Source organism: Pseudomonas sp. PDM04 (genome assembly GCF_014851765.1).
GTDB lineage: Bacteria > Pseudomonadota > Gammaproteobacteria > Pseudomonadales > Pseudomonadaceae > Aquipseudomonas.
This window is the reverse complement of record NZ_JACVAI010000005.1, coordinates 24,868-47,310: the sequence shown is the minus strand read 5'-3', so window position 1 is coordinate 47,310 and position 22,443 is coordinate 24,868. Positions and strand designations below refer to the sequence as shown.

The following is a 22,443-nucleotide window of genomic DNA, read 5'->3' as shown; positions in this document are numbered from 1 at the left end:
CCACCGATCTTTTGCGCGACAAGCCATTGTGGGAGCGAGCCTGCTCGCTCCCACGGGTGAGATCCCTCATCCCGACTTCTTGCGCATCCGCGTCAACTCCGGCAAACCGATCTTGAGCAGGCGCGCCGTGCGGCTTTTCGCCAGTTCCTCGAGGCCCTCATGCTCGTTCAGGCGTGCCAGCTGCGCCGCCATGTTCATCACCAGCGCTTCGCGCGAATACACCCCGCCACCGAGCTGGTAGACCGCCGCAATCAGCTCGCGCAGCTCCAGCGGCAGGCGCCAGCGGGTGCGCAGCGCCGAACCGTAGGCGGCGCCGAACTCGACCAGCGCCTCACCGATTTCTTCCTGTTCATCCAGCACTCCGCCGGCCTGCCGCCACTCCTGCAAACAGCGCAGCAACGCCAGGTCGCCCAAACGGTGCAGCATGCCGGCGCAATAGCAGCGCTCCTGATCCAGATCCAGCAGGCGTGCCAACGTGCGGGCGTACTCGGCGGTGTGCAGCGAGAGGCCCCAGTAACGCTCGGCATAGTCCGCCAGGATCGGATCACTCAGTTGCGCGCTGCGCTTCAACGCCAGGCCGAGAATCAGGTTCATGCTCTGCCCGGTGCCGAGGCGCTGCAGCGCCTGGGGCAGGGTTTGCACGGCAGCGCCATGATGCTGGGCCGCACTGTTGGCGGCGGCGATCAGCACCGCCGTGATCTGTGGATCATTACGGATTTCATCCTCCAGCAGCGTCAGATCGAGGCCATTGGGGTTGAGGCTGCGCTTGACCGCCAATTGCACGTCGGTCATCAGCGGCGCGCCGTCGGTGAGTTCGCGTCGACGCTCAAGAAACACCGACAGCGTCATGCCCGGCGCCAGCGCCGGGACCTCGCAGAACACCTCTTCGCCGGCGTCGAGCAGCAAACCCTGCAAGCGTTGGGTCAGGCTGTCCATGTTCAGCGGCTTGGTCAGGTACGCCGTGGGCGCCAGCGGCAAGGCTTCGCGCACGCTGGCGCTGTCGCTGCGGTTGCTCATCAGGATAAACGGCAAGGGTGGATTGCGTTTGCGCTGACGCACACCGCGCAGGACATTCAAGCCATCCACGCCCGGCAGCTCCCAGTCGGCAATCACCAGGTCGTAAGCGTTCTCCGCCAGGCGCGCCAGCGCCTCCTTGCCGTCGGCACACAGGTCCAGGCGCGCATCGCAGCGCACCTTCAGCAAGACTTGCTTGAGCAGATCACGCGACCAGGGATCGGCCTCGGCAATCAGCACCCGGGGTACAGCAGGTAGATCAACAGCAGTCATGCACAAAGCTCCCTCTCAATACGTGCACCTTAGTCAATGCGGGCGATTCGAAACAGGCCAGTGTGTTTCGCAGGCAAAAAAAACCCGCCGAAGCGGGTTTTTTGTCGATCAGGTCACACATTCATCGCAGCGCTGCACTCACAGCTCGGAGAAGCACTCTTCGATGATTGCCAGGCCTTTGTCCAATTGCTCGTCCGGCGAAGTCAGCGGTACCAGCACGCGCAATACGTTGCCGTAGGTGCCGCAGGACAGCAGGATCAGGCCCTTGTCGCGCGCCTTGGCCACAACCGATGCCACGGCGGCAGCGTTTGGCTTGTGGCTGTCGCCGTTTTCGAACAGCTCGACGGCGATCATCGCACCCAGGGCACGGACTTCACCGATCACCGGGTACTTGGCCTGGATGGCCTTCAGGCCGGTGACCAGACGCTCGCCCACTGCCTTGCAGCGATCGAGCAGGTGTTCTTCTTCGAACACTTCCATCACGGCCAGGGCCGCCGCGCAAGCGATCGGGCTACCGGCATAGGTGCCGCCCAGGCCGCCTGGAGCGATGGCGTCCATGTACTCGGCCTTGCCGCAGACACCGGCCAGCGGGAAGCCGCCAGCGATGGATTTGGCGAAGGTGGTCAGGTCGGCCACGACACCCATCTGCTCCATGGCAAAGAAGGTGCCGGTACGGCCAGCACCGGTTTGCACTTCGTCAGCGATCAGCAGGATGCCGTGCTGGTCGCACAGGGCACGCAGGCGCTTCATGAACTCTTTCGGCGCGACGTAGAAACCACCTTCGCCCTGAACCGGCTCGATGATGATCGCAGCGATGTCCTTCGGCTCGGCGTCGTTCTTGAAGATGCGCTCGATGCTGGCGATCGAATCATCGATGCTCACACCATGCAGTTCGTTCGGGTACAGGGCGCGGAAGATACCGCCTGGCATCAAGCCCATGCCGGCCGAGTAAGGCACGACTTTACCGGTCAGGCCCAGGGTCATCATGGTACGGCCGTGGTAAGCGCCGGTGAACGCGATCACGCCGGCACGACCCGTGGCGGCACGGGCGATTTTCACGGCGTTTTCCACCGCTTCCGAGCCGGTGGTGACCAGCAGGGTTTTCTTGGCGAAATCACCCGGCACCTTGGCGTTGATTTTTTCGCACAGTTCCACGTACGGCTCGTAGGCCAGTACCTGGAAGCAGGTGTGGGTCAGCTTGTTCAGTTGCTCGGTCACGGCAGCGATGATTTTCGGGTGCACGTGGCCGGTGTTCAGCACGGCGATGCCGCCGGCGAAGTCGATGAACTCGCGACCTTCGACGTCGGTCACGGTGGCGTTCTTCGCCGACTCGGCGAAGATCGGGTGAATCTGGCCAACGCCACGTGGAACAGCGGCGACACGGCGGGCCATCAAATCTGCGTTAGTCTTGCTCATTACAGTCCTCATTCACCGCTCATCGGGCGGCGTGGTTCAAGGATGACGCGGCGGGGAGTCAACGGTGGCAGCATGCGATGATCGACTGCCACAGCGTTCCCGGCCGCAAAGAAATTGCCGTTTGAAGCGGCGCAAAGGGACAGCGCTCTCGTGCCCTTTGCGCTTGAAGCCATGCCTTGCCAGGACGTTTAGATGCCCAGGCAGAGGTATTTGATTTCCAGGTAATCTTCGATGCCGTACTTGGAGCCTTCGCGGCCCAGGCCCGAGGCCTTGATGCCGCCGAACGGCGCGACTTCGTTGGAGATCAGCCCGGTGTTGACGCCGACCATGCCGTATTCCAGGGCTTCAGCCACACGGAATACACGGCCCAGGTCGCGAGCGTAGAAGTACGAAGCGAGGCCGAATTCGGTGTCGTTGGACATCGCGATCACTTCCGCTTCATCTTTGAAGCGGAACAGCGGCGCCAATGGACCGAAGGTTTCTTCCTTGGCCACGGCCGCATTTTTCGGCACGTTGGTCAGGATGGTCGGCTCGAAGAAGTTGCCTTCGATGGACTTGCCGCCGGACAGCACGGTCGCGCCTTTGGACACGGCGTCGGCAATGTGCTCCTGCACCTTGGCCACGGCTTTCTCGTCGATCAGCGGACCGGTGGTGGTGCCTTCTTCCAGACCGTTGCCGATCTTCAGCTTGGCGACCGCCGCTTTCAGCTTCTCGGCGAACGCGTCGTAGACCGAGTCCTGGATGTACAGGCGGTTGGCGCAGACGCAGGTCTGGCCGTTGTTGCGGTATTTGGAAATGATTGCGCCTTCGACGGCCTTATCCAGGTCCGCGTCGTCGAACACGATGAACGGCGCGTTGCCGCCCAGTTCCAGGGACACTTTCTTGATGTCCTTGGCGCATTCGGACATCAGTTGACGACCGATCTCGGTCGAACCGGTGAACGACAACTTGCGCACGGTCGGGTTGCCGGTCAGCTCGCTGCCGATGTCGCCGGCGCTGCCCGTCACCACGCTGAACACACCGGCCGGGATGCCGGCGCGCTGGGCCAGTTCGGCCAGGGCGAAAGCGGAGAACGGGGTTTGCGAAGCAGGCTTGAGCACCATGGTGCAACCGGCGGCCAGGGCCGGGCCGGCTTTACGGGTGATCATCGCGGCCGGGAAGTTCCACGGGGTGATCGCGGCGGTCACGCCGATCGGCTGCTTGATCACGATCAGGCGCTTGTCGGGCTGGTGGCCCGGAATCACATCACCGTAGATGCGCTTGGATTCTTCGGCGAACCACTCGATGAAAGACGCGGCATAAACGATTTCGCCCTTGGCTTCAGCCAATGGCTTGCCCTGCTCGAGGGTCATCAGGCGCGCCAGGTCGTCCTGGTTCTCGATGATCAGTTCGAACCAGCGACGCAGCTTGTTCGCGCGGTCCTTGGCGGTCAGTGCACGCCAGGCCGGCAGGGCCTTGTCGGCCGCTTCGATCGCGCGGCGTGTTTCGGCAGCGCCCATTTTCGGCACGGTGCCCAGGATTTCGCCCGTTGCCGGGTTGTTGACCTTGATCGTCTGACCGCTGTCCGCGTCGACCCAAGCGCCATCAATGAAGGCTTGCTGGCGGAACAACAGGGTGTCTTTAAGCTGCATGTCGGCTTTCCTTAACAGCGCCGCGCGCGCGCGGAGCAAATTATGATTGTAGAAAGGCGCCAAAAAGGCTGCCGTCAGGGAAATCATTCACCGGGTGCAGGCACACAAAAAGCGCACGCAAAGGGTTCGTGCGGTTCAGCACCCAGACAAGAGCGTTTGAAATCTCAAACGAATCCTAGGATCAAAGGGGGTAAAGGACAATAGCCTGTTCGAAAAAAAGAACGAAAACGCCGCCTTTGCCGCTTTTTTCGGATCAGCGTAGCAAACCCGGGTTACGCTTTGAAAAAGCACCGTCGAATCAGCAGCATGGACGCCTGCCATGCATATGAGTATCATGGCGCCCGCGTTGCACCAGTAGCTCAGCTGGATAGAGTACTGCCCTCCGAAGGCAGGGGTCGTGGGTTCGAATCCCGCCTGGTGCACCATAGTCAAAACGAGAAAGCCTCAGGCCGCAAGGTCTGGGGCTTTTTTGTGGGCGCCATACCGTATCGTCGTCATTGTGGGCACGAGACCTGTCGGCGCTTGCCAACGATTACTTGGGCCGCCGGATGCCGGGTGGCTGCGTTGTGCACCACCCTCGCCGACAAGGCGGTCTCGCTCCACCCCACATGAGCCGGTACCCATTCCTGACGGCCGATGCCTACGCGTCAGCGACGCGGTTTTGTTGTCTGGCGAAAATGGCGGCCATTGCCGGGTCGTCCAGATGATCCAGGGCTCGCTCGACCAGCAGGTGCACACCGTCGGCCATACGGTTGATGGCCAGGGCTATTGAGCGGCGCGAGCTGTCCACCTCGTCGGCGAGGTCGGCGGCGAGCGCGCGGATCGACAGCAGGTCTTCCGAGGCGTTGGCGAGCAGGGTTTCGGTGTTGATGTGGGGGCTCACGGTGAAGAGCGAACCTTGGCTTTCAGGTTGCTCCGGTTCGGAGATGGGTGGGTCGGGGACTGTCTTGGACATTTGACTAACTCCAGAAGTGGAGCCGTTCACGCGTCGCTGCTAAACGATGGTGGCGGCTGTGCGCGGGTTAGCAGACCGGGGAGTTAGCAAACCGGCGCGCCCGAGGGCGCCCCACGCACAGCCGCCATTGAAGTACAGGTGCGTCACCTGACTGAAGAGGATGCCATGCACTTCACTAACCGCTGCGAGCTGCTAAACCCGATCACTGACAACCAGTGATGCGAATCAAACTACCGACCGGTCCCAAAGCGCACAAGCCGGCGGATTCTGGCGTGGCCGTAGGCAACGACGCAAGCCTTTGTAGCTTGCAGGAAGTAACGCCCTGCCCGGTTAAACATCCCCCCACTACCATTGGCCGGAACGCCATTTCTGTAGGAGCGAGCCTGCTAGCGATGCAGGTCCGGGCAGCGCGGGCAGTCAGGTCCGGAACACGCTCAGCCCGCCCTTGAGCGCCCGGGCCGTGCTGCCCAGTGCGGTGGCCGAATCATGGATTTCGGCAATTCCCTGGTGGGTATGTTCGAAGGTTTCATGCATGCCGCCCAGACGGCCGGCGATGTCGGTGACCGCGTGCTGGATTTCTTCACTGCTGGTCAGCGCACGATCCATCGTATCGCTGACCCGGCCCATCTGCTGCACCAACCCATCGATGACACCCAGGGTGCTGTCGGAGGTCACGGCCAGGGTGCGCGACTGTTCGGCGGTACTGCCCATGCGTTCGGCGATCTGGCGAATACCGCTGGTGACGCTGTTGATTACCTGGTTGGCATCGCCCAGCACTCCCTGGGTTTGTGCGGCCAGCTTGCGCACTTCGTCAGCGACCACCGCAAAACCGCGCCCGGCTTCACCGGCACGCGCGGCTTCGATGGCGGCGTTGAGGGCCAGCAGGTTGGTCTGGTCGGAAATCCCGGCAACCATCTGCAACACCTGGCCAATCTGTTCGGCCTCGCGGCTCAGGTGTTGCAGGTCGCCCGCCAGCTCGATACTGGCCGAGGTGCTCTGGTGCACGTCGCCGATCAGCCGCTGCAACTCCTGATGGGTTCGGCTCAACTCGCCGACCGCGGATTGCAGGTCGCCGCGCACGGTGTCGGCCAGGCTCGAGGAATCCTCGGCAGCCTGACGAATCGATTGGCCGTGCTGATTGATATCGGCCAACTGCCCGCCCGCCTGCTGGATGCGCTGGGTAATCTCGTCGGAGAGCTGCAGGAATATTTCCGCCAGCCGCTGATTGCTGTCGGCCATGCCGGAAGCGCTGCCCAGGGTCTGGCGCAGGTCCTGAAGCAAGCTCGACAGGTGCGTGCCCATCTGCCCCATTTCATCGCCATTGAGGACGGTGACGGTCGTGGACAAATCCCGCCGCTCGGCGATGTGGTTCAACTGGCCGGTGAGGTGATGAATCCCACGCACCAGCATGCGCGCGGCCAGCCAGGACAGCAGCAGCCCGACCATGAAGGTCGCAGCGCCGATCAACAACAAGCGGTGGAGGCTGGCCTGGATGGCCTGTGCAAGGGCGTCGAGCGTGACGTCGACACCGACGACAAAGGGCTGCCCGGTGGCGCTGCGCAGCGGCAGGAAAATGGAGCGGAAACTGCCATAGCTGTCGGTGTATTCATCGAATTGCGCCTGACCGCTTCGGGCCGCCTCGACCACTGCGGGGCTGGCGTCGACATAGTGCTCCAGGTGTTTGGAGTAGGTGCCACTGGCGATGTCCTTGGCGCTGGCACTGTCGGCCAGGTAGAACACTTGCCCCTGGCCATCGACCATCAGGCCGTAGGCGTACTTGAGATCGACCTGCGCCGCGTACTCGCCAAGATTCTGTACCTGCGCCTCGTACTCTCCCGCTTTCAGGCCGCTGACCTGGCGTGTGCGTTCAAGATAGTCCTCACCGAGCAGGCGCGGCACCGCGTACGCGACGGTCCGCAGGCGGTTATCGATCTGCTGACGAATATCTTCGGATTTGGAGTACTGGGCGTAACTGATGAAGGACGCAATACTGATCAAGTTGACAACCGTCAGTGCCAACAACAGCTTGGTTTGCAGGCGCAGATTACGCAGGAACATGGCGGAGAATCCAATGAATGCCCGGCAATCCAAGCTGGGCGAGTATCATTTTTATCGGACCTGACATCGAAAACATTAGTGGCAGTTCGCCTGCACTTACACTTTCGATAACCGGCGTTCGATATTCCAACCTCTCCAAGTTCTGCGAGATACAACCCGGTGTAAAAAGGAATTTGACAGTTTCGCCAGCGCCCCAAGCTCCGGAATCCTGGGGCACCGGGCGAATCCGCGCCTGATCTACAGATGAGCTTATCGCTGGCCGCTCCATTGACCGGCATTGTTACAACGACGACCCTGGATAAAACCCGGCTGCCAATAACTGCCACAGGACGAAATGTTAATTATATTGTTCGGTTAACCGGAAAAACTTCCATCCTTATAAAACCGCCGAAGTGGTTTATTTCATTCAGTGGTCCAGTCAAACTCGTCGTAATCATCCTCGTCGTCCTGGAAATCCTCTTCTTCAACGACGTGGTCGTCGAGGGCTTCTTCGGCCTGCTTCGCCAGCAGAAACTCCTTACGACTCTCGGTAATGGCTCGTCGCAGTTCCTCGCCCTTGTCCGGGCAATTGAGCATTTGCGCGATGCGATCGATTTTTTTTGCCACGGCATCCTCCAACGCATCGGCTATGCGTCGATAGTGCGCGTTTTCGTCGGACGATGCCAAATGACTGGCACTTCATGCCTCAGTTTTCCTTCAGTTGCTTGAGCCGCGCAGTGAGATCTTGCTGGGGAAAGCGTTTGTGCAACGCCGCCATCAAGTCATCTGCCGCCTTGACCTGGCCGGCCTTGCGCAGGCGCAGCACTTCACGCAATTGCTCATCCAGGGTTTTCACCGGGACGGCGGCGCGCTTGCTGACTGTTGCTTCGTCGGCCCTTTCGGCGCTGATCGACTCGCTCGGCGCAGGGGCGGCGAAATCGGCCATCGGTGCAGCCGGGGCCGGCGCGGACAATGAGCGCGCGACTGACGCTGGCGCCTGCATGGACTCCTTTTTGGTGATCGGTGCGGACGCTTTGGGGGCGAAGTCGCCAGCGGATTCCCGCTCCGGCGCGGGTTGCACCAGCGCCAGCATCAGGGCGACGCCGACCAGGCTGGCGAAAGCGACCTGCCATCGGGGTCTCTGGCAAGCCCGGACCCAGCGTTGCCACAGGTTCGGTTTTGGCGCGGGGACTTCACGGTGCGCGGCCGCGAGGATGAACGCATCCAGATGGGCCGGCGGTTCGCCTGGCGCCTGTTCACGGTAATGCTCAAGCACTTGTTCTTCGGGTGCAGGACGGGCGTCAGTCATGTCAGTACCTCCTCGGCCAGCAGCCGACGCAGTTTTTGCTGGGCGTAACGCAAGCGGCTCTTGACCGTTTCCAGCGGTGTTTCGGTGAGGGTGGCGATCTGCGGCAAGTCGAGTTCGCCGTGGGCACGCAGCAGGAACACTTCGCGCTGGTCGGTGGGCAAGGTGTGCAAAGCGGTTGCGAGGCGCTGATGGTCGCGGCTCAGGTTCAGCAACTGTTCGGGGTTGGGCGCTTCGTCGCCCACGGCGTGGAGCTGTTCGTCATAGCTGTCGTGCAAAGGGTTGTGGATTCCGTGTTTGCGCCACTGATCGATCAGGCGATTGCGGGCGATCTGGTAGAGCCAGGTCCGAAAATTCGCCCGACCTTGTGGCTGGCTGGTGCTGCGGATCAGACTCAGCCAGGTGTCCTGGTAAACCTCTTCGGCCAGTTCGGTTTTGCCGCTGAGGCCAAGCAGAAACCGATAGAGGCCTTGCCGGTGGCGAGCGTACAAAATCTCGAACGCCGGCCCGTCGCCGGCACGATACCGGGCCAGCAGGGCTTCGTCGCTCAGCGCCGACATGTCAGTTGTCATTGCTTGCAACCGGATCACTGTTGGACGCGGTCGTGGGGGTGCGCAGACTTTGCGCTAACTCCACCAACTGCACGAACTCGGCGCGCAAACCGAATCGATCCTCACCCCGGGCACCACGCGCCAGGGCCTCGGTGTCCTTCAGGCTGAACCCGCCGGTGTAACGCCCGTCCTTGAGTTGCTGGGAAAACGCCGCCACCGCCGCCGCGAATCGCAGGTCGTCGCTGGCCTTGCCTGATGCAGCGCCTGCAATCGGCCGCTCGATCAAGCGACTGTCGCCACCCTCCGGCAACTGATAACGCACCCGCAGCATCGCCATTTCCCCCTGACGGTCGGATATCACGACGTCCGGCTTGCCGTAGCGCAACGGCTCCAGCCAACCCTTCTCGCCCCTGGGCACAATTTCGTACAACGCCGTCACCGTATGCCCTGCGCCGATTTCACCGGCATCGACTTTGTCATTGGTAAAGTCCTCACGTTTCAGGGCGCGGTTTTCATAACCCAGCAAGCGGTATTCGCTGACCTGCGCCGGGTTGAACTCCACTTGCAGCTTGACGTTTTTCGCCACCACCGTGAGCGTCGAACCCAATTGATCCACCAGCACCTTGCGCGCTTCACGCAGGTTGTCGATGTAGGCGTAGTTGCCATCGCCGGCATCGGCCAGTTGTTCCATCAGCTGTTCATTGTAGTTATCCACACCAAAACCCAGGGTGGTCAGGGAAACGCCGGTCTTGCGCTTATCCACAGCCATTTGCCTGAGGCTGTCGAAGTCGCTGACGCCGACGTTGAAGTCCCCGTCGGTGGCCAGCAGCACACGGTTGATGCCCTTGGGAATATAAGCCTGTTGCGCCTGTTGATAAGCCAGCTCGATGCCCGAGGCCCCGGCGGTGGAACCTCCCGCCGTCAATTGATCGATGGCGGTGCGAATTTTCGCTTTTTCCCGTCCGGAAGTTGGCTCCAGGACCACCCGCGAATCCCCGGCGTAGACCACCAGTGACACTCGATCCTGCTCGCGCAGTTGATCGACCAGCAGTTTCAGCGTGCTCTTGACCAGCGGCAGGCCTTCGCGGCGGTCCATCGAACCGGACACGTCCACCAGAAACACCAGGTTCGCCGGGGCCAGTTCAGCCACCGCGCGGTCCGAGGCCTTGATGCCGATGCGCAGCAGGCGGGTGTGCGGGTTCCACGGCGACGGGGCCAGCTCGGTGGTCACGCCAAACGGCGAGCCATCGGCCGGCAACGCATAGTCGTAGGGGAAGTAATTGACCATTTCCTCCAGACGTACCGCGCCCTCGGGTGGCAAACGGCCCTGGTTGAGCAAGCGGCGCACGTTGGCGTAGGCGCCGGTGTCGACGTCGGCGCCGAAGGTGGAAACCGGTGCCTCGGCCACGCTGTGAATCGGGTTGTCCGCCAGCGCCTGATACTGCTCGCGCGGCTCGTCTCGATAGCCCGATGGCGCTGACTCCGCAGCGAATCCGGCCATCGGCGCCGCACGCACGCTGCGCTTGCTCAGCGCCGCATCGGCCATGATCGCTTCCTGCATCACGGGCGCAGGCGCCACTGCAGCGGACACGACGGTCTTGTCAGGCGTGGACGAAACACCACAACCGGCGACGGCCAGCAACCACCCGGCGGCGAAACCCTGGGCGACCGGGCGGAGGAAATACGAAGGGAGGGACATGGGGGCTGACCTCAGGAGGAAATTGATCCATTCATCCTCTGAGACGCGCCGCCGAACCGGTTCGGGTTAAACCCGCTGAAAAAATTTCAGCGGTGATAACGCCGCACCACGCTGCTGTTTCTCAGGACGTGGCCTTTGATTTTTTCCAGCAGTTGCGCGCGGGTCAGGCCAGCCGGCAAAGCGTCGGGGGCCAGATCCAGGGCGTAGAGCTGGACGATGTAGTGATGGGAGCTGTCGCCCACTGGCGGGCATGGCCCGATGTAGCCGACGGTGCCCTTGCTGTTGGTGCCCGCCGCACCTTCGAAGGTGGATTTGGTGCCCGCGCCGGGCGGGATCTGCCGGGTGCTGGCCTTGATGCCGTAGTGAATCCAGTGATCGACGCCCTGACCTTTCGCGCCGTCTGGGTCGTGCATGACCACGGCGTAGCTCAGGGTGCCCGAGGGGCCGGCACTCCAGCTCAGGGCCGGCGACTGGTTCTTGCCGCCGCAGCCACTGGCATCGCTGGCCGCCACCGAAGTGAACAGCCGGTTGTCGGTCACGCCAGGCATGCTGACGGTGAAGCGTTCTGCGGCCTGTGCCGGAAACTGCACGCAAAGGGTAACGGCAAAAGCCGCCAGCCAAGGGTTCAGAGAGGTCAATCGAGTCATACCGGAGCACCTTGTGCGGGTGGGGCCGTGGTCGGCGTGCAAACTATAGCCGGACCGCTCGTGCGGTGGCAGCCGGATTTGGCTGAACCTCGGAATAAAGCCCGAACTCTTAAGTGAAACGCCTGCCTGGAGAACGATCATGGCACTGCACCGTGTTGCCCGTTTCGCGGATATCCCCGAGCACCGAGGCCTGGAAGTGCGCGCTGGCGACAACAAGATCCTCCTGTTGCGGGTGGGCGATCAACTGCGCGCCTATCAGGGCGAGTGCCCGCATGCCGGCGCGCCGCTGGCCGAGGGCGCGCTGTGTCACGGCCGCCTGATTTGCCCGTGGCACAAGGCCGCGTTTCGGATCGAAGACGGTGCCTTGTGCGAACCGCCCTCGCTGGACAGCCTCAAGCGCTACCCCCTGGAAATGCGCGGCGACGAAGTCTGGGTCGATGAGCAGCCGCTGCCCGATCCGCACACCCCACCGGCCGACGATCCCCGCACTTTCTTGATTATCGGCGCCGGTGCGGAGGGCACGGCGGCGGCAGCGGCGTTGCGGGAAAAAGGCTTCGGCGGTCGCGTGGTGTTGATCGACCGCGAAGCGCAGGCCGGCTACGACCGCACCGTCCTGAGCAAATTCGTGATCGCCGGCCAAATGCCCCCCGAGGAAATACCCGCTCTGCGCGAAGACAGTTTTTATCGCGAGCAACGTATCGAGCGCTTGAATGGGCACGTCGCGAGCCTGGATGCGCAGCACCGCAGCGTGCGCCTGACGGATGGCCAGACCCTGACCTACGACGCCGCGTTAATCGCCACGGGCGGCACCCCCAAACCACTCGACCTGCCCGGCGCCGAGCTGCCGCAGGTGTTTGTGTTGCGTTCGAAAGACCAGGCACGGGCGATTCTGGACGCCACCCGCCCCGGCCAGCGGGCGGTGATCATCGGCGACAGTTTCATTGCCCTGGAATCCGCTGCGGCCCTGCGCGAACACGGGCTCGACGTGACAGTACTGGCCCGCCATGCAGTGCCCTTCGCCAAACAGTTCGGCGAAACCGTTGGCAAGGCGATCCTTGCGCGCCATGTCGCCCACGGTGTGGTGTTTCATACCGACAGTGAAGCCGCGCAGATCGAGGGCAACGACAGGGTTGAGGCGATAACGCTGAAAAACGGCCAGCGTCTGCCAGCGGACCTGGTATTGGTCGGTATCGGCGTCAGCCCCGCAACCGAGCCGTTTGCCGGACTGCCCATGGAACAGGACCTGTCACTGCGAGTCGACAGCGGCATGCAAGTGAGCGAAGGGCTGTGGGCGGTGGGCGACATCGCCACCTTTCCCCTCAACGGCCAACTGCAACGAATCGAGCACTGGCGCCTGGCGCAACAACAGGCGCGAATCGCCGCGGCCAACATGCTGGGGGGCGACGAGCATTATCTGGATGTGCCGTACTTCTGGACCTGGCACTTCGGCAAGAACTACGACTACCTCGGACACGCCGACGCCTGGGACGAGGTCGAGTTCAAGGGCGATCCTTACCATCCGCCGTTCATTGGCCTGTTCGGCAGGAACGGCGTGGTCGCCGCCGCCATCGCCTGCGATGAAGAGCGGGCGATGGCGATGCTGGCCGAACGGATGAAACAGCCGCTGCCGGTCGATGAGGCCTGGCGGCTGATCCGTGACGTCTAGCCGTTACTCGGCGACTTCGACGCCACCCAGTTTGCTCATGACGAAGCCGACAAACTGCTCGACGGTCATCTTCTGGCCGTTGAACTCCACTTCATTGTTGGCGTAGTGCAGCTTGCTGACGATGTTGGTGCCGTCCAGGGTGGCGAACTGCGTGCCCACCGCCATGGCGCCGAACATGTCGGCGGTGGCCTTGGCCTGGTCAACGATGAGCTTGGCGTCGGTCTGCCCGTCGAGCTGCCCCTGGACGCTGAACACGTCGACCAGCATCGGTTTGGACACCTGGATATTGACGTCCAGCAAGGCGATCAACTGCTTGATCAACTGGTCTGGCGGCAGGTCCATGGATTTCGGCTTGGTCAGGTCGAGCACCAGGTTGGCGCGGCTTTCCCCGTTGGCGGTGGTGAACGCAAACTTCTCCAGCGCCACCTGCGGACCGGCCGCCAGGAGTTTTTCCAGGTCGGCCTTGACCTGGGTCTCTTCGGCGGGCGTCAGCACCAGCTCGGGCGCGGGCTCACCGGCGGCGGCCGCTTCGGCAGCGGCTTTTTCGTAGGGTTGCAGTTTGGTCTGATACACCTGCATCAACGACAGGGTTGCCGGGATGTCGAGGTTCTTCAGGCTCATGGCCAACTGGGCGGAACCCACTTTCTTGCCGTTCAGCGACACTTCGCCCATCTTGTAATCGGCGCGCCCGGCCGCGTTGGTGCCCGACTCTTCGGTCTGGTTCTTCATTTCGAATTTCTTGATGCCCAACACCGACTGTTGCGCGCCGAACGTGGTCTGGCTGTCGGTCAGCTCCAGCGTGTTCTCGCCGACGTAGAAACCGTACGTGCTTTTCACCAGGTTGCTGGCCACTGTCAGCCCGCTGAGCACGATTTTGACCGGGGCCTGGGTTTCGTCGACGGTGGTCAGCGTGAAGTTGTCCATGTAGCCGTTGGCTTTGACTTTCTGCGCCTGGGCGCTGGCCGACACCTCAAGGTTCAGGCCGGAGAATTTCAGGTTGGACTTGTCGTCCAGGGCCACGTCCAGCGGCAACAACTCAAACGTGCCATTGGTGGCGTTGTCGTAACCGATGTTGACCACGCCGGTGAGCGGCGACTTGTCCTTGGCGGCGGCGAACCACTTCTCGGTGATGGGGGTCTTTTCCAGCGCGTAGTGACTGGTGGCCATGACCGGCAGCCATTTCAGCGAGACCAGTCGCGAAAACGGCAACGGGCCGTGTTCGATGTTGTCGACGAACAGCAATTCGACCGGCGCCTCGCCGAACACTTCGCCCTCGCCCTTGAGGCGGTAGTGCGCGGTGCTGCTGAACAGGTGGCGCTCCAGCGACACCAGTTCCAGCGAGGCCGTCCCGTTGGAACCCACCAGCGCGGCTTTCAGTTCCTTGTTGGCATCGGCGATCGAGCTGTTCAGAACCCCTTCGAGCCGGGTGCCGGTGTACCAGGCACCGCCCGCGCTGATGACGCCAATGGCCACAACAATTCCCAGAAGCACGCCTGCTGATTTATTCATGAATGATCCGTCAATGTCCGTGTTTGAGGTGTGGTCGTCTTCCCTGAACCCTTGACGGGTGATGAACACGACTGCGATGAAAGTGCGAAGCAGGTTAGCATCAGGCGCACCGGCTGGCCCAATGTTTAAAGGTTAAAGAGTGTCTTTCGGGCGTGGGGGTGGCTGGAGCGTTGTGGCAGTTGTTGAATCGCCATCGCGGGCAGGCTCGCTCCCACAGCCTGAATTGCATTCCCCTGTGGGGGGAGCCTGCTCGAGATAGCGATATCACGTCAGGAATACTGGACTTCCATCTCATCGAGCTGGTGATCGAAACTTTTCAGCCGCGCCGTCCACGTGTACACCAGCACTTCGAAATCCCGATTGATCACCGCCCCACCCGTCACATCCGCGCGCGGGTCGCAGAAGTCCAGCTGATAGCGTTCGCGGGCCATGGCCGAGGCGACGTCCGAGAGCTCGCGGGCATTGTTCAGCCAGTGCCGTCCGTCTTCGGACACCTGTTGGTCCAGGGCGAGGCACTGCTTTTTCAGGGTTTCGAGGCTTTTTTCCAGAGGGGTGCCGGTGAGTTCGCCCATGACTTCCTGGAACGTGCGCCCCGGTTGCCAATAGCTGCCCCAGAAATACCGGTCGAACACCGTTTCCACCCGACGCAAGGCGACCTTGGTGTCCCAGATCAGCACCAGGGTCTTGCCTTGTTCGAGGTGTCTTTTCTTGATGCGCTGGCCCTGGAGCGAAGACCAGGCCACGACCACGATGGCCATGACCGCGATCAGCGCGGCTGCGCTGTCGAGAAACACCATCGCCTTGTCGAGCTGATGCGCCAGCATGACGCCGTAGAAATAGGTGGCTGACAGCAGAACCAATGCCGCAATAGCGCACCAGAAGCCGGGAGCATAAGGGTTTTTCATTATTAGAGTCCCCATGACCAACGCGAGCCTTGACTGATGAGATCGACGCGCGACCTCATCAAGTCAAAGCATAGCAACGGCCTCAGGGTTTGCTGGCGTTCGAGCCTTGCGTTCGTCCGCTTTCCCAACCGCCGCCGAGGGCCAGGAACAAATCGATCTGGCTCAACGCAACCTGGGTGTTGGCGGCGGCCAGTTGCGCCGTGACGTCGGTGTAGGTGCGGGTCGCCTGCAGGTCGGCCAGGAACGACTCGCGCCCGGCCTGGAAGAACCGGTGAGTCTGGTCGGCGGCCAGCTTCGCCGATTGCTCGGCGTCCGCCAGGGCCTCGCGACGTTGCAGCAACGCTGCGTACTGCGCCAGGCTGGTCTGGGTCTCACGGATGGCGTTGAGCACCACGCCATCAAAGTGCGCCAGGCTTGCCTGGGTCACGGCTTCGGCTTCTCGGATTCGTGCCCGGGCGCCGTTGGTCGGCACGCTCCAGCTCAGCGACGGGCCAAAGCCCCAACGATTGGTGGAAGGCTCGCCGAGGTTTTCCAGGATACCGACAGTGCCGATGGTCGCGCCGATGCGGATGTCCGGGTACAGCTCACCAGTGGCGACGCCGATACCGGCGGTCGCGGCGGCCAGTCGACGCTCGGCCTGGCGGATATCGGGGCGGCGCTTGAGCAGCGAGGCGCCATCGCCCACCGGCACCAACTGCGCGATTTTCGGCAGCTGCGCGCAATTGGCGGTGCCGGCCGGCAATTGATCGACCGGCCGGGCCAGCAACATCGACAGGCGGAACAGCCCGGCCTGACGCGAAGCCTCGTAGCGGGGCATCTCGGCACGCAGGGACTTGAATTGGGTCTGCGAACGGGTGACCTGGGTTTCGTCACCACGACCGGCATCGCGCAGGCGCTGGATCAGCGTGGTGCTTTGCGATTGCAGGTCGAGGGAATGCTGGGCAATTTCCCGCTCTTCGTTGGCCGCACACACCTGGGTGTAGGCCCGCACCACATCGGCCACCAAGGTGATGCGGGCGGTATCGGCAGCGGCCTGCGTCGCGTCGGCATTGGCCTTGGCGGCCTCGATCCCGCGCTTGAGCGTGCCGAACAGATCGAATTGGTAGGACGCGCTGATGCCGATATCACCGATGTTGGCCACCGGCACTTTCTCGGGCAACAGGAACGCTTCGCCGGACTCCTGCAAACGCTGGGCGCCCATTTTTATGCCGCCGCTCCAGCCACCGGCGGCCTCGGCTTCGTCAACCTGCGCTCGCGCCCGCAGCAGGCTGGCAGCCGCCACACGCAGGTCGGTGTTGGAGGCCAACGCCTGCTGGACCAATTGATTGAGCCGTGGGTCCCGATACAGACGCCACCAATCGGCTGGCACCGGTGCCGAGACCACCGGCTTGCCGTTCACGGCCAACTCGCCCTGAAAATCTTCGCGCTGAACAGCCGCATCTTGCGGGACCTGATAATCCGGCCCGACCATCTGGCACGCCGACAGCAGCAAGCCCAATCCGGCGACCGCCAACCCCGAGGCCCTGCTCATTTGCCCGGCTCCTGCGGCTGGTCGTCGATAATCGACACGGTCGCCGTCCGCCCGGCAATCATGCGGAAGTCCGCCGGCACATCGTCGAAGGCAATCCGCACCGGAATCCGCTGGGCCAGCCGTACCCAGCTGAACGCCGGGTTGACGTTGGGCAGCAGGTTGCTGCCACTGCTGCGGTCGCGGTCCTCGATGCCGGCGACGATGCTTTCCACATGCCCGCGCAGGCGGGCGCGGTCGCCGATCACGCGGATATCCACCGACTGACCGACATGGATGCCGTCGAGTTTGGTTTCTTCGAAATAGCCGTCGATGTGAAACGAATTGCTGTCCACCACCGACAACACCGGTCGCCCGGCCGTGACGAACTCCTGAACGCGCGGGGCGCGGTCGTTGACGTAGCCGTCCACCGGGCTGCGCACGGTCGAACGGTCGAGGTTGAGCTGGGCGCTGTCGACCGCCACCTGCGCTTCCATCAGCGCCACTTCGGCACGGGCCACTCGCGACTGGCTTTCTTCCAGTTGCTCGCCCGGCACCAGGTTGCCCAGGCCACGGTTGCGCTTGGCTTCACGCTGGGCCTGCGCCAGGGTTTCCTGACGGTCGGCGACCGCCGCCTTGGCCTGGCGCAAGGCCAGTTTGAAACGGTCCTGGTCGATGCTGAACAGCACCTGGCCACGCTTGACCAACTGGTTGTCGCGCACTTCCACTTGCTGGATCAACCCGGATACGTCCGGCGCGATCTGCACGATGTCGGCGCGGATGTGCCCGTCACGGGTCCAGGGCGCGAACATGTAGTACATGACCATGCGCCAGACCACCACGACCGCGAAGCTCACGATCAACAGCGTCAGGACCACACGGCCAAGGGTCAAAAAAGGTTTTTTCATGTCATCAGGTATCGACTGAGTGAGTCCACCGCGCCAAGCAGCAAGGCGTAGAGAGCCACGTTGAACAATGCCCGGTGCCAGACCAGGCGGTAAAAATGCAGGCGCGTCAGCAGGCCGTGCACCAGCAGGTAAATCACATAGGTAATGCCCATCAGCACCAGCAGCGTGGGCAGGAATACCCCGCTGATATCCAGATCACCGATCATAAAGGCGCTCCATCGATGCCATGGGGAAGCGGTTCTTCGACTTCGCCGCTGCCGACGAATTCGACACCGGGCAACAGGGCCAGGCGCAAGCCGCTGAGGGCGTGCAGCAGTTGAAAACGGGCGTCTTCATCGCATTCCTGATTGAGGGCGCGACGCGTGCGGTCCATCGACATCAACAAGGCGCTGGGCGCCGGCAGGCGCTCGCCAGCCTTGAGGCAGGCCTTGAAGTACTCGCCGACCTCGGCCACCACCTGATGCAGCAGCACCTGCGGGTAGCCAAGCACCCGCGGGGTGTAGGCCAGCAGGTCGAGCAGGTTCAGCGCAACGCGCACTTCACGCAGGGCGATGCCGGTGTCCTGTCCGGTAATAGCCAGGCGCGGCAGGTGCTGCATCAGACGGTCGAGCACCTGCACGCCCAGTTGCCGGTGTTCGGCCAGTGTCGCCGGCTCGGTCAGGCTGACGATGTCGCGCCAGCTGAAACGGGTCAGGCGCTTGGCCGCCAGCTCTGCGCCAAACGGTCGGGCGATCAGGGTCCAGACAAAGGCGAAGAGCAAACCGACCGGCCCGGCCAGGTTGGAGTTGACGAAGCTGAGGAAGTCCGCGTCGTAAGCGCCCTGAATGCTGATGAACGACGACGTGTTGACCAGGGTCAGCAGCATGCCCAGGTAGAACTGCGGCTTGACCGTCAGGGTGCCGATGCAAATGAACGGCACGGAAAACGCCAGCACCAGCATCGGGAAATCATGCAGGTTGGGCAGCACCAGAAACAGGTAGAGACTGGCGAACAGCACCGACATCGCGGTCCAGAAAAAGAACCGGTAGATTTGCGGCGCCGGGTCGTCCATCGAGGCGAAGAAGCTGCAGGCCACCGCGGCCAGAATCACCGCAGCACCGCCGTCGGTCCAGCCGAGCAGAATCCACAGGAGCGAGGCGACGATGATCGCGGTGACGGTGGACGCCGCCGAGTAGAGCATCAGCCCACGATCCAGAAACGGTGACAGCCGCCCCAGGCGCCAGTGCCGATACACCGCGTGCCAGCTGTCCTGGCTCTCGCACTGGATGGCGTATTGCAGGCTGCGGCAGTCTTGCCACAGGTCTATCCATTCGCCGAGTCGATACAGGGCGTTGGAGAACAGCAGTTGCTTGCGATCGTCCAGTGCTTCGGCGGACGGCTGCAGCGCCTCGAGCTGATCCTTCAGCGCTTGCCAGCGCCCGAGGTCGGCGTCCTTGTGCTCGAGCCATTGCGTGGTGGCCGCCAGCAGCGGCGCGAATCGGTCCACCAGTTCCGGCGTGCGCCGTTCGAGGGCGTAGAGTGCGTCGTCGAGGGCATCGATCACCGGCAGCAGGTGAATCATCCGTCCGCGCAGTTCCTTGGTGTTGCGCACGGTTTGCGGACGAGCGCCCTCGTGAGGCAACTGGCCGATCATCAGTTCCAGGGTGTTGAAGGTGGCCACCATCGATGAGCGCAACGCACCGATTTCTTCGGGCTGCACATTGCGGCTGAGGAAGCGCAGGCTGTAGGTCGAGGCATCGGCGAACCATTTGCTCACCGAATCGTTGAACACCGGCGCCAGCCGCCGGGGCCAGAACATCGCGCCAACCACCGCCGCCACGGCGATGCCGAGGAAGATCTCTTCGGTGCGCGCCTCGGCCACGTCCCACACCGCCAACGGGTTGTCCACCACGGGCAGGGCGATCAACGGCAAGGTGTAGCCGGCCAGCATCAGCGCATAGTTGTTGGCGGTGCGCAGGTGCATGGACAGGAACAGCAGGATCCCGGTCCACAGCGCAATGACCAGCACCAGCACATAGGGGCTCTGCACGAACATCGGCACGAACAGCACCGCTGCGGCGGCGCCGAGCAATGTACCGACCGCGCGGTACAGCGCCTTGGAACTGGTCGGGCCGACGAAGGGGCTGGAAACGATGTAGACCGTGGCCATCGCCCAATACGGGCGCGGCATCTGCATGAGCAGGGCGATGTACAACGCGATCATCGAGGCGGCGAACGTGCGCACACCGTAGAACCAGTCCCGTGCCGGGGGAACGCCGGTAAAGAATCCGCTCAAGGGTTCACCACCGCGGGAGCGTTGGCCGCTTCGAAAGCTCTCAGTACCCGCAAGGCCGCTTCCAGATCACTGGTGGCGATGCCTTCCAGCACTTCGTGACGCAAGCGCACCAGCTCGATTTCAACCGCCTGCACCAGCTCGCGACCGGTGTCGGTCAGGCTCAGGCATTTGGCCCGGCGGTCCTGCGCATCGGCGGTGCGACACACGTAGCCGGCGTGACACAACTGGTCGAGCAGACGCACCAGCGACGGGCTTTCCATCCCGGCGGCCTGCGCCACCGTCACCTGCCGCACACCCTCGCCCAGCCGCCCGATCATCAACAACGGGACGGCGCAGGCTTCGGAGATGCCATAGTTGACCAGTGTGGTCTGGCAGATTTTGCGCCAATGCCGCGCGGCCACCACCATGGAGCTGCTGATATTCATCTGGAGAGCGTCGAGGTTTTTTGGCACAGGAAAAACACACTGTTAGTTTGCTAACTATCAATATGACATTGGCCGGGAATCTCGGTCAAGTTTTGAAACAATTCTCCGACCAGCACCCTACAGCCCCCGCCCCTTCCTCAGCAGCACATTCAACTGATCCACCACCTCCGCCCAATCCGCATCATCCAGGATTTCATCGCGCAAAAACGCCGCCTGGCTCTGGCTCCAGAAAAAGGCGTCGGCCAGGTGTAGCTCGGGCTTCAACGGCGAATGGGTGGCGATGAATTGATCGATGCTGACGGGGTCGCTGGGCAGGCCCAGTTGCTTGAACAGGGACGGTAGGCTGTGGGTGGGGGATTGCATGGTGTGTTCCTTAGTGGGTGGTTGAAATATCGCGGGAAGGCTCGCTCCCACAGGTACGCGGTGAGCGCTGTGGGAGCGAGCCTGCCCGCGATCGGATAACACTCAGTGACTCAACTCCCGCACCTCGGCATGCGGCACCATTTTCAGGTACTCCGGCATGCTCATGTGCAGCAGGTTGTTGTGGTTGCCGGCCTCCAGGTAGATGTCTTTCTGCCGGGTCAGCATCGGGTCGATGACCATGTCCAGGCCGTAGGATTCGCCCAGTGCCGGCACAGCGCCCCGTTCACAGTCTTCGAACAGATGCGCCAGGTTGCTTTCCCGGGTGATCTGCCATTCGCCACTGCTGCGCACTTTGGACAGGTCCAGATGACGACTGGCCGGCAGCACGGCCATCAGGTAATGACCATGGTGGTCGTCGAGGACCACCGACTTGGCCACCCGCTCGGCAGGAATGCCCGCGACCCGCGCCGTTTCAAGGCTGCTGGCCGAGTGAGGGTGGGCAACGATGTCAAATTCGCAGCGAGCCTTTTCCAGGCTGCTCTGCACGGTTCTTGCCATGCGCATGATGCACCTCGGTGTCCGCAGCGACGCTGGCAGACGGTGGATAAAAGCGTTGCTCGTCATTCAAAAGTCTAGGCGCGATGCCGGCATCGCGCGGGAAATCCGCTCACTGGAGCGGCGTCGGCTGATCAAATTTCGAGCAACCCATGGCTCGACTAGACTGTATTTAGCGCAGGGCGCTGAAGATGACGCGCATCGACTGCATCGGCGGCTCCCTCGCCCATCTCATCGCAAGCAAGCACGCTCCCGCAGGGAGGGTCACGTGAACACTCGTTGCTGTGCCATGGCATTGTTGCTGGCCTTGAGCGGATCGGCGCTGGCGGCGGACACCCTCGTGCTCGCGCCCAACCCGGTCGGGATCTGGTTGATCGTCTTCGGCATTGCGTTTCTGATCGCCGAAGCGGCGCTGCCCAACTACGGGGTCATCGGCCTGGGCGGCATCGTGATGTTCGTCATCGGCGCGGTGATCCTGACCCGTACCGAGCTGCCTGAACCCTTGATGATCGGCCTGGGATTGCTCAGTGCGCTGCTGCTAGTTGCCCTGCTGATCCACGCCCTGAAAACCCGACCGCGTCACACCGTCAGTGGCGATGCCGGGCTCGTGGGCAGCGTGACGCCGGTGACGTCGCTGCAACCCGGCAATGCCTGCAACGGCTGGGTGCATCTGCAAGGTGAACAGTGGCAAATACTCAGCGCCACGCCACTGCAACCCGGACAGCGGGTTCGCGTGGTGGCGCGCCAGGGGTTATTGCTGCAAGTGGCCGCGGCTGACGCGGCGCCCGGTGGAGAATGATC

21 protein-coding genes and 1 tRNA gene are annotated in these 22,443 nt (G+C 62.6%); 3 read left to right on the top strand and 19 right to left on the bottom strand.

The genetic code is table 11. The features are described 5' to 3' along the window. Nucleotides 1-66: 66 nt before the first annotated feature. The 3 genes from IB249_RS19850 to gabD all read right to left on the bottom strand — a co-directional run bounded on the left by IB249_RS19850 (nt 67) and on the right by gabD (nt 4,334). A complete protein-coding gene (locus IB249_RS19850; RefSeq protein WP_192307417.1) occupies nt 67-1,287 on the bottom strand; it encodes a response regulator in 1,221 nt (406 codons plus the stop codon). A 138-nt stretch (nt 1,288-1,425) separates the two neighbouring features. Next, nucleotides 1,426-2,703 (bottom strand): 4-aminobutyrate--2-oxoglutarate transaminase, encoded by a 1,278-nt coding sequence (gene gabT / locus IB249_RS19845; protein WP_192307416.1) that lies wholly within the window; start codon nt 2,701-2,703, stop codon nt 1,426-1,428. 188 nt (nt 2,704-2,891) lie between these two features. Then, the gene (gabD, locus tag IB249_RS19840) at nt 2,892-4,334 is read right to left on the bottom strand and encodes an NADP-dependent succinate-semialdehyde dehydrogenase (protein WP_192307415.1); all 1,443 of its coding nucleotides are present in this window, start codon (nt 4,332-4,334) and stop codon (nt 2,892-2,894) included. A gap of 348 nt (nt 4,335-4,682) precedes the next feature. On the opposite strand from gabD, the gene IB249_RS19835 reads away from it, so the two are divergent. Next, nucleotides 4,683-4,759: transfer RNA gene (locus tag IB249_RS19835), tRNA-Arg, on the top strand. A gap of 215 nt (nt 4,760-4,974) precedes the next feature. Here IB249_RS19835 and IB249_RS19830 read toward each other — a convergent pair. The 7 genes from IB249_RS19830 to IB249_RS19800 all read right to left on the bottom strand — a co-directional run bounded on the left by IB249_RS19830 (nt 4,975) and on the right by IB249_RS19800 (nt 11,529). Next, the gene (locus tag IB249_RS19830) at nt 4,975-5,289 is read right to left on the bottom strand and encodes a DUF6124 family protein (protein ID WP_192307414.1); all 315 of its coding nucleotides are present in this window, start codon (nt 5,287-5,289) and stop codon (nt 4,975-4,977) included. A 417-nt stretch (nt 5,290-5,706) separates the two neighbouring features. Then, nucleotides 5,707-7,347 (bottom strand): methyl-accepting chemotaxis protein, encoded by a 1,641-nt coding sequence (locus IB249_RS19825; protein WP_192307413.1) that lies wholly within the window; start codon nt 7,345-7,347, stop codon nt 5,707-5,709. 402 nt (nt 7,348-7,749) lie between these two features. Next, a complete protein-coding gene (locus tag IB249_RS19820) occupies nt 7,750-8,013 on the bottom strand; it encodes a hypothetical protein (RefSeq protein ID WP_225607123.1) in 264 nt (87 codons plus the stop codon). Nucleotides 8,014-8,032: 19 nt separating this feature from the next. Further along, on the bottom strand, nt 8,033-8,635 hold the full coding sequence (locus IB249_RS19815) for a hypothetical protein (RefSeq protein WP_192307411.1): 603 nt from the start codon (nt 8,633-8,635) through the stop codon (nt 8,033-8,035). Further along, nucleotides 8,632-9,192: an RNA polymerase sigma factor gene (locus IB249_RS19810; RefSeq protein WP_192307842.1), complete on the bottom strand. Its 561-nt coding sequence runs from the start codon at nt 9,190-9,192 to the stop codon at nt 8,632-8,634. The genes IB249_RS19815 and IB249_RS19810 overlap by 4 nt, the downstream gene beginning before the upstream one ends. A gap of 1 nt (nt 9,193) precedes the next feature. Further along, nucleotides 9,194-10,882 (bottom strand): vWA domain-containing protein, encoded by a 1,689-nt coding sequence (locus IB249_RS19805; protein WP_192307410.1) that lies wholly within the window; start codon nt 10,880-10,882, stop codon nt 9,194-9,196. Nucleotides 10,883-10,968: 86 nt separating this feature from the next. Beyond that, nucleotides 10,969-11,529 (bottom strand): YbhB/YbcL family Raf kinase inhibitor-like protein, encoded by a 561-nt coding sequence (locus IB249_RS19800; RefSeq protein ID WP_192307409.1) that lies wholly within the window; start codon nt 11,527-11,529, stop codon nt 10,969-10,971. 139 nt (nt 11,530-11,668) lie between these two features. On the opposite strand from IB249_RS19800, the gene IB249_RS19795 reads away from it, so the two are divergent. Then, nucleotides 11,669-13,195 (top strand): apoptosis inducing factor family protein, encoded by a 1,527-nt coding sequence (locus IB249_RS19795; protein ID WP_192307408.1) that lies wholly within the window; start codon nt 11,669-11,671, stop codon nt 13,193-13,195. Between the two features lie 3 nt (nt 13,196-13,198). Here the strand turns inward: IB249_RS19795 and IB249_RS19790 are convergent, their stop codons facing one another. The 9 genes from IB249_RS19790 to IB249_RS19750 form a co-directional block, all read right to left on the bottom strand. Further along, nucleotides 13,199-14,704, bottom strand: coding sequence for a YdgA family protein (locus tag IB249_RS19790; protein WP_192307407.1), 1,506 nt, complete (start codon nt 14,702-14,704; stop codon nt 13,199-13,201). 269 nt (nt 14,705-14,973) lie between these two features. After that, nucleotides 14,974-15,609, bottom strand: a complete 636-nt coding sequence (locus IB249_RS19785) for an NADH:ubiquinone oxidoreductase subunit N (protein ID WP_192307406.1) — start codon at nt 15,607-15,609, stop codon at nt 14,974-14,976. Between the two features lie 82 nt (nt 15,610-15,691). After that, nucleotides 15,692-17,140, bottom strand: coding sequence for an efflux transporter outer membrane subunit (locus IB249_RS19780; protein WP_192307405.1), 1,449 nt, complete (start codon nt 17,138-17,140; stop codon nt 15,692-15,694). Continuing rightward, the gene (locus IB249_RS19775) at nt 17,137-18,024 is read right to left on the bottom strand and encodes an HlyD family secretion protein (RefSeq protein WP_192307404.1); all 888 of its coding nucleotides are present in this window, start codon (nt 18,022-18,024) and stop codon (nt 17,137-17,139) included. The genes IB249_RS19780 and IB249_RS19775 overlap by 4 nt, the downstream gene beginning before the upstream one ends. After that, nucleotides 18,021-18,230: a DUF1656 domain-containing protein gene (locus tag IB249_RS19770; protein WP_008034684.1), complete on the bottom strand. Its 210-nt coding sequence runs from the start codon at nt 18,228-18,230 to the stop codon at nt 18,021-18,023. Before IB249_RS19770 ends, IB249_RS19775 begins: the two co-directional genes overlap by 4 nt. Next, nucleotides 18,227-20,299, bottom strand: a complete 2,073-nt coding sequence (locus tag IB249_RS19765; protein WP_192307403.1) for an FUSC family protein — start codon at nt 20,297-20,299, stop codon at nt 18,227-18,229. Before IB249_RS19765 ends, IB249_RS19770 begins: the two co-directional genes overlap by 4 nt. After that, nucleotides 20,296-20,724 carry a MarR family winged helix-turn-helix transcriptional regulator gene (locus tag IB249_RS19760; RefSeq protein ID WP_192307402.1) on the bottom strand — a complete coding sequence of 143 codons (429 nt, stop codon included), beginning with the start codon at nt 20,722-20,724 and terminating at the stop codon, nt 20,296-20,298. Before IB249_RS19760 ends, IB249_RS19765 begins: the two co-directional genes overlap by 4 nt. A 117-nt stretch (nt 20,725-20,841) precedes the next feature. Further along, nucleotides 20,842-21,087, bottom strand: a complete 246-nt coding sequence (locus IB249_RS19755) for a DUF2789 domain-containing protein (RefSeq protein ID WP_192307401.1) — start codon at nt 21,085-21,087, stop codon at nt 20,842-20,844. A 102-nt stretch (nt 21,088-21,189) separates the two neighbouring features. Next, nucleotides 21,190-21,651: an aminoacyl-tRNA deacylase gene (locus IB249_RS19750; protein WP_192307400.1), complete on the bottom strand. Its 462-nt coding sequence runs from the start codon at nt 21,649-21,651 to the stop codon at nt 21,190-21,192. A gap of 259 nt (nt 21,652-21,910) precedes the next feature. Here IB249_RS19750 and IB249_RS19745 point away from each other — a divergent pair, with 259 nt between their 5' ends. Continuing rightward, nucleotides 21,911-22,441, top strand: a complete 531-nt coding sequence (locus tag IB249_RS19745; RefSeq protein ID WP_192307399.1) for an NfeD family protein — start codon at nt 21,911-21,913, stop codon at nt 22,439-22,441. The last annotated feature ends 2 nt before the right edge of the window (nt 22,442-22,443 follow it).

Excerpts from the sequence above, each read along its gene's own strand:
- IB249_RS19825 (WP_192307413.1), bottom strand. The coding sequence starts at position 7,347 with ATGTTCCTGCGTAATCTGCGCCTGCAAACCAAGCTGTTGTTGGCACTG.
- IB249_RS19790 (WP_192307407.1), bottom strand. The coding sequence starts at position 14,704 with ATGAATAAATCAGCAGGCGTGCTTCTGGGAATTGTTGTGGCCATTGGC.
- IB249_RS19780 (WP_192307405.1), bottom strand. The coding sequence starts at position 17,140 with ATGAGCAGGGCCTCGGGGTTGGCGGTCGCCGGATTGGGCTTGCTGCTG.
- IB249_RS19850 (WP_192307417.1), bottom strand. The coding sequence starts at position 1,287 with ATGACTGCTGTTGATCTACCTGCTGTACCCCGGGTGCTGATTGCCGAG.
- IB249_RS19805 (WP_192307410.1), bottom strand. The coding sequence starts at position 10,882 with ATGTCCCTCCCTTCGTATTTCCTCCGCCCGGTCGCCCAGGGTTTCGCC.
- IB249_RS19800 (WP_192307409.1), bottom strand. The coding sequence starts at position 11,529 with ATGACTCGATTGACCTCTCTGAACCCTTGGCTGGCGGCTTTTGCCGTT.
- IB249_RS19770 (WP_008034684.1), bottom strand. The coding sequence starts at position 18,230 with ATGATCGGTGATCTGGATATCAGCGGGGTATTCCTGCCCACGCTGCTG.
- IB249_RS19750 (WP_192307400.1), bottom strand. The coding sequence starts at position 21,651 with ATGCGCATGGCAAGAACCGTGCAGAGCAGCCTGGAAAAGGCTCGCTGC.
- IB249_RS19755 (WP_192307401.1), bottom strand. The coding sequence starts at position 21,087 with ATGCAATCCCCCACCCACAGCCTACCGTCCCTGTTCAAGCAACTGGGC.
- gabT (WP_192307416.1), bottom strand. The coding sequence starts at position 2,703 with ATGAGCAAGACTAACGCAGATTTGATGGCCCGCCGTGTCGCCGCTGTT.
- IB249_RS19815 (WP_192307411.1), bottom strand. The coding sequence starts at position 8,635 with ATGACTGACGCCCGTCCTGCACCCGAAGAACAAGTGCTTGAGCATTAC.
- IB249_RS19760 (WP_192307402.1), bottom strand. The coding sequence starts at position 20,724 with ATGAATATCAGCAGCTCCATGGTGGTGGCCGCGCGGCATTGGCGCAAA.
- IB249_RS19810 (WP_192307842.1), bottom strand. The coding sequence starts at position 9,192 with ATGTCGGCGCTGAGCGACGAAGCCCTGCTGGCCCGGTATCGTGCCGGC.
- IB249_RS19795 (WP_192307408.1), top strand. The coding sequence starts at position 11,669 with ATGGCACTGCACCGTGTTGCCCGTTTCGCGGATATCCCCGAGCACCGA.
- IB249_RS19830 (WP_192307414.1), bottom strand. The coding sequence starts at position 5,289 with ATGTCCAAGACAGTCCCCGACCCACCCATCTCCGAACCGGAGCAACCT.
- gabD (WP_192307415.1), bottom strand. The coding sequence starts at position 4,334 with ATGCAGCTTAAAGACACCCTGTTGTTCCGCCAGCAAGCCTTCATTGAT.
- IB249_RS19785 (WP_192307406.1), bottom strand. The coding sequence starts at position 15,609 with ATGAAAAACCCTTATGCTCCCGGCTTCTGGTGCGCTATTGCGGCATTG.
- IB249_RS19775 (WP_192307404.1), bottom strand. The coding sequence starts at position 18,024 with ATGAAAAAACCTTTTTTGACCCTTGGCCGTGTGGTCCTGACGCTGTTG.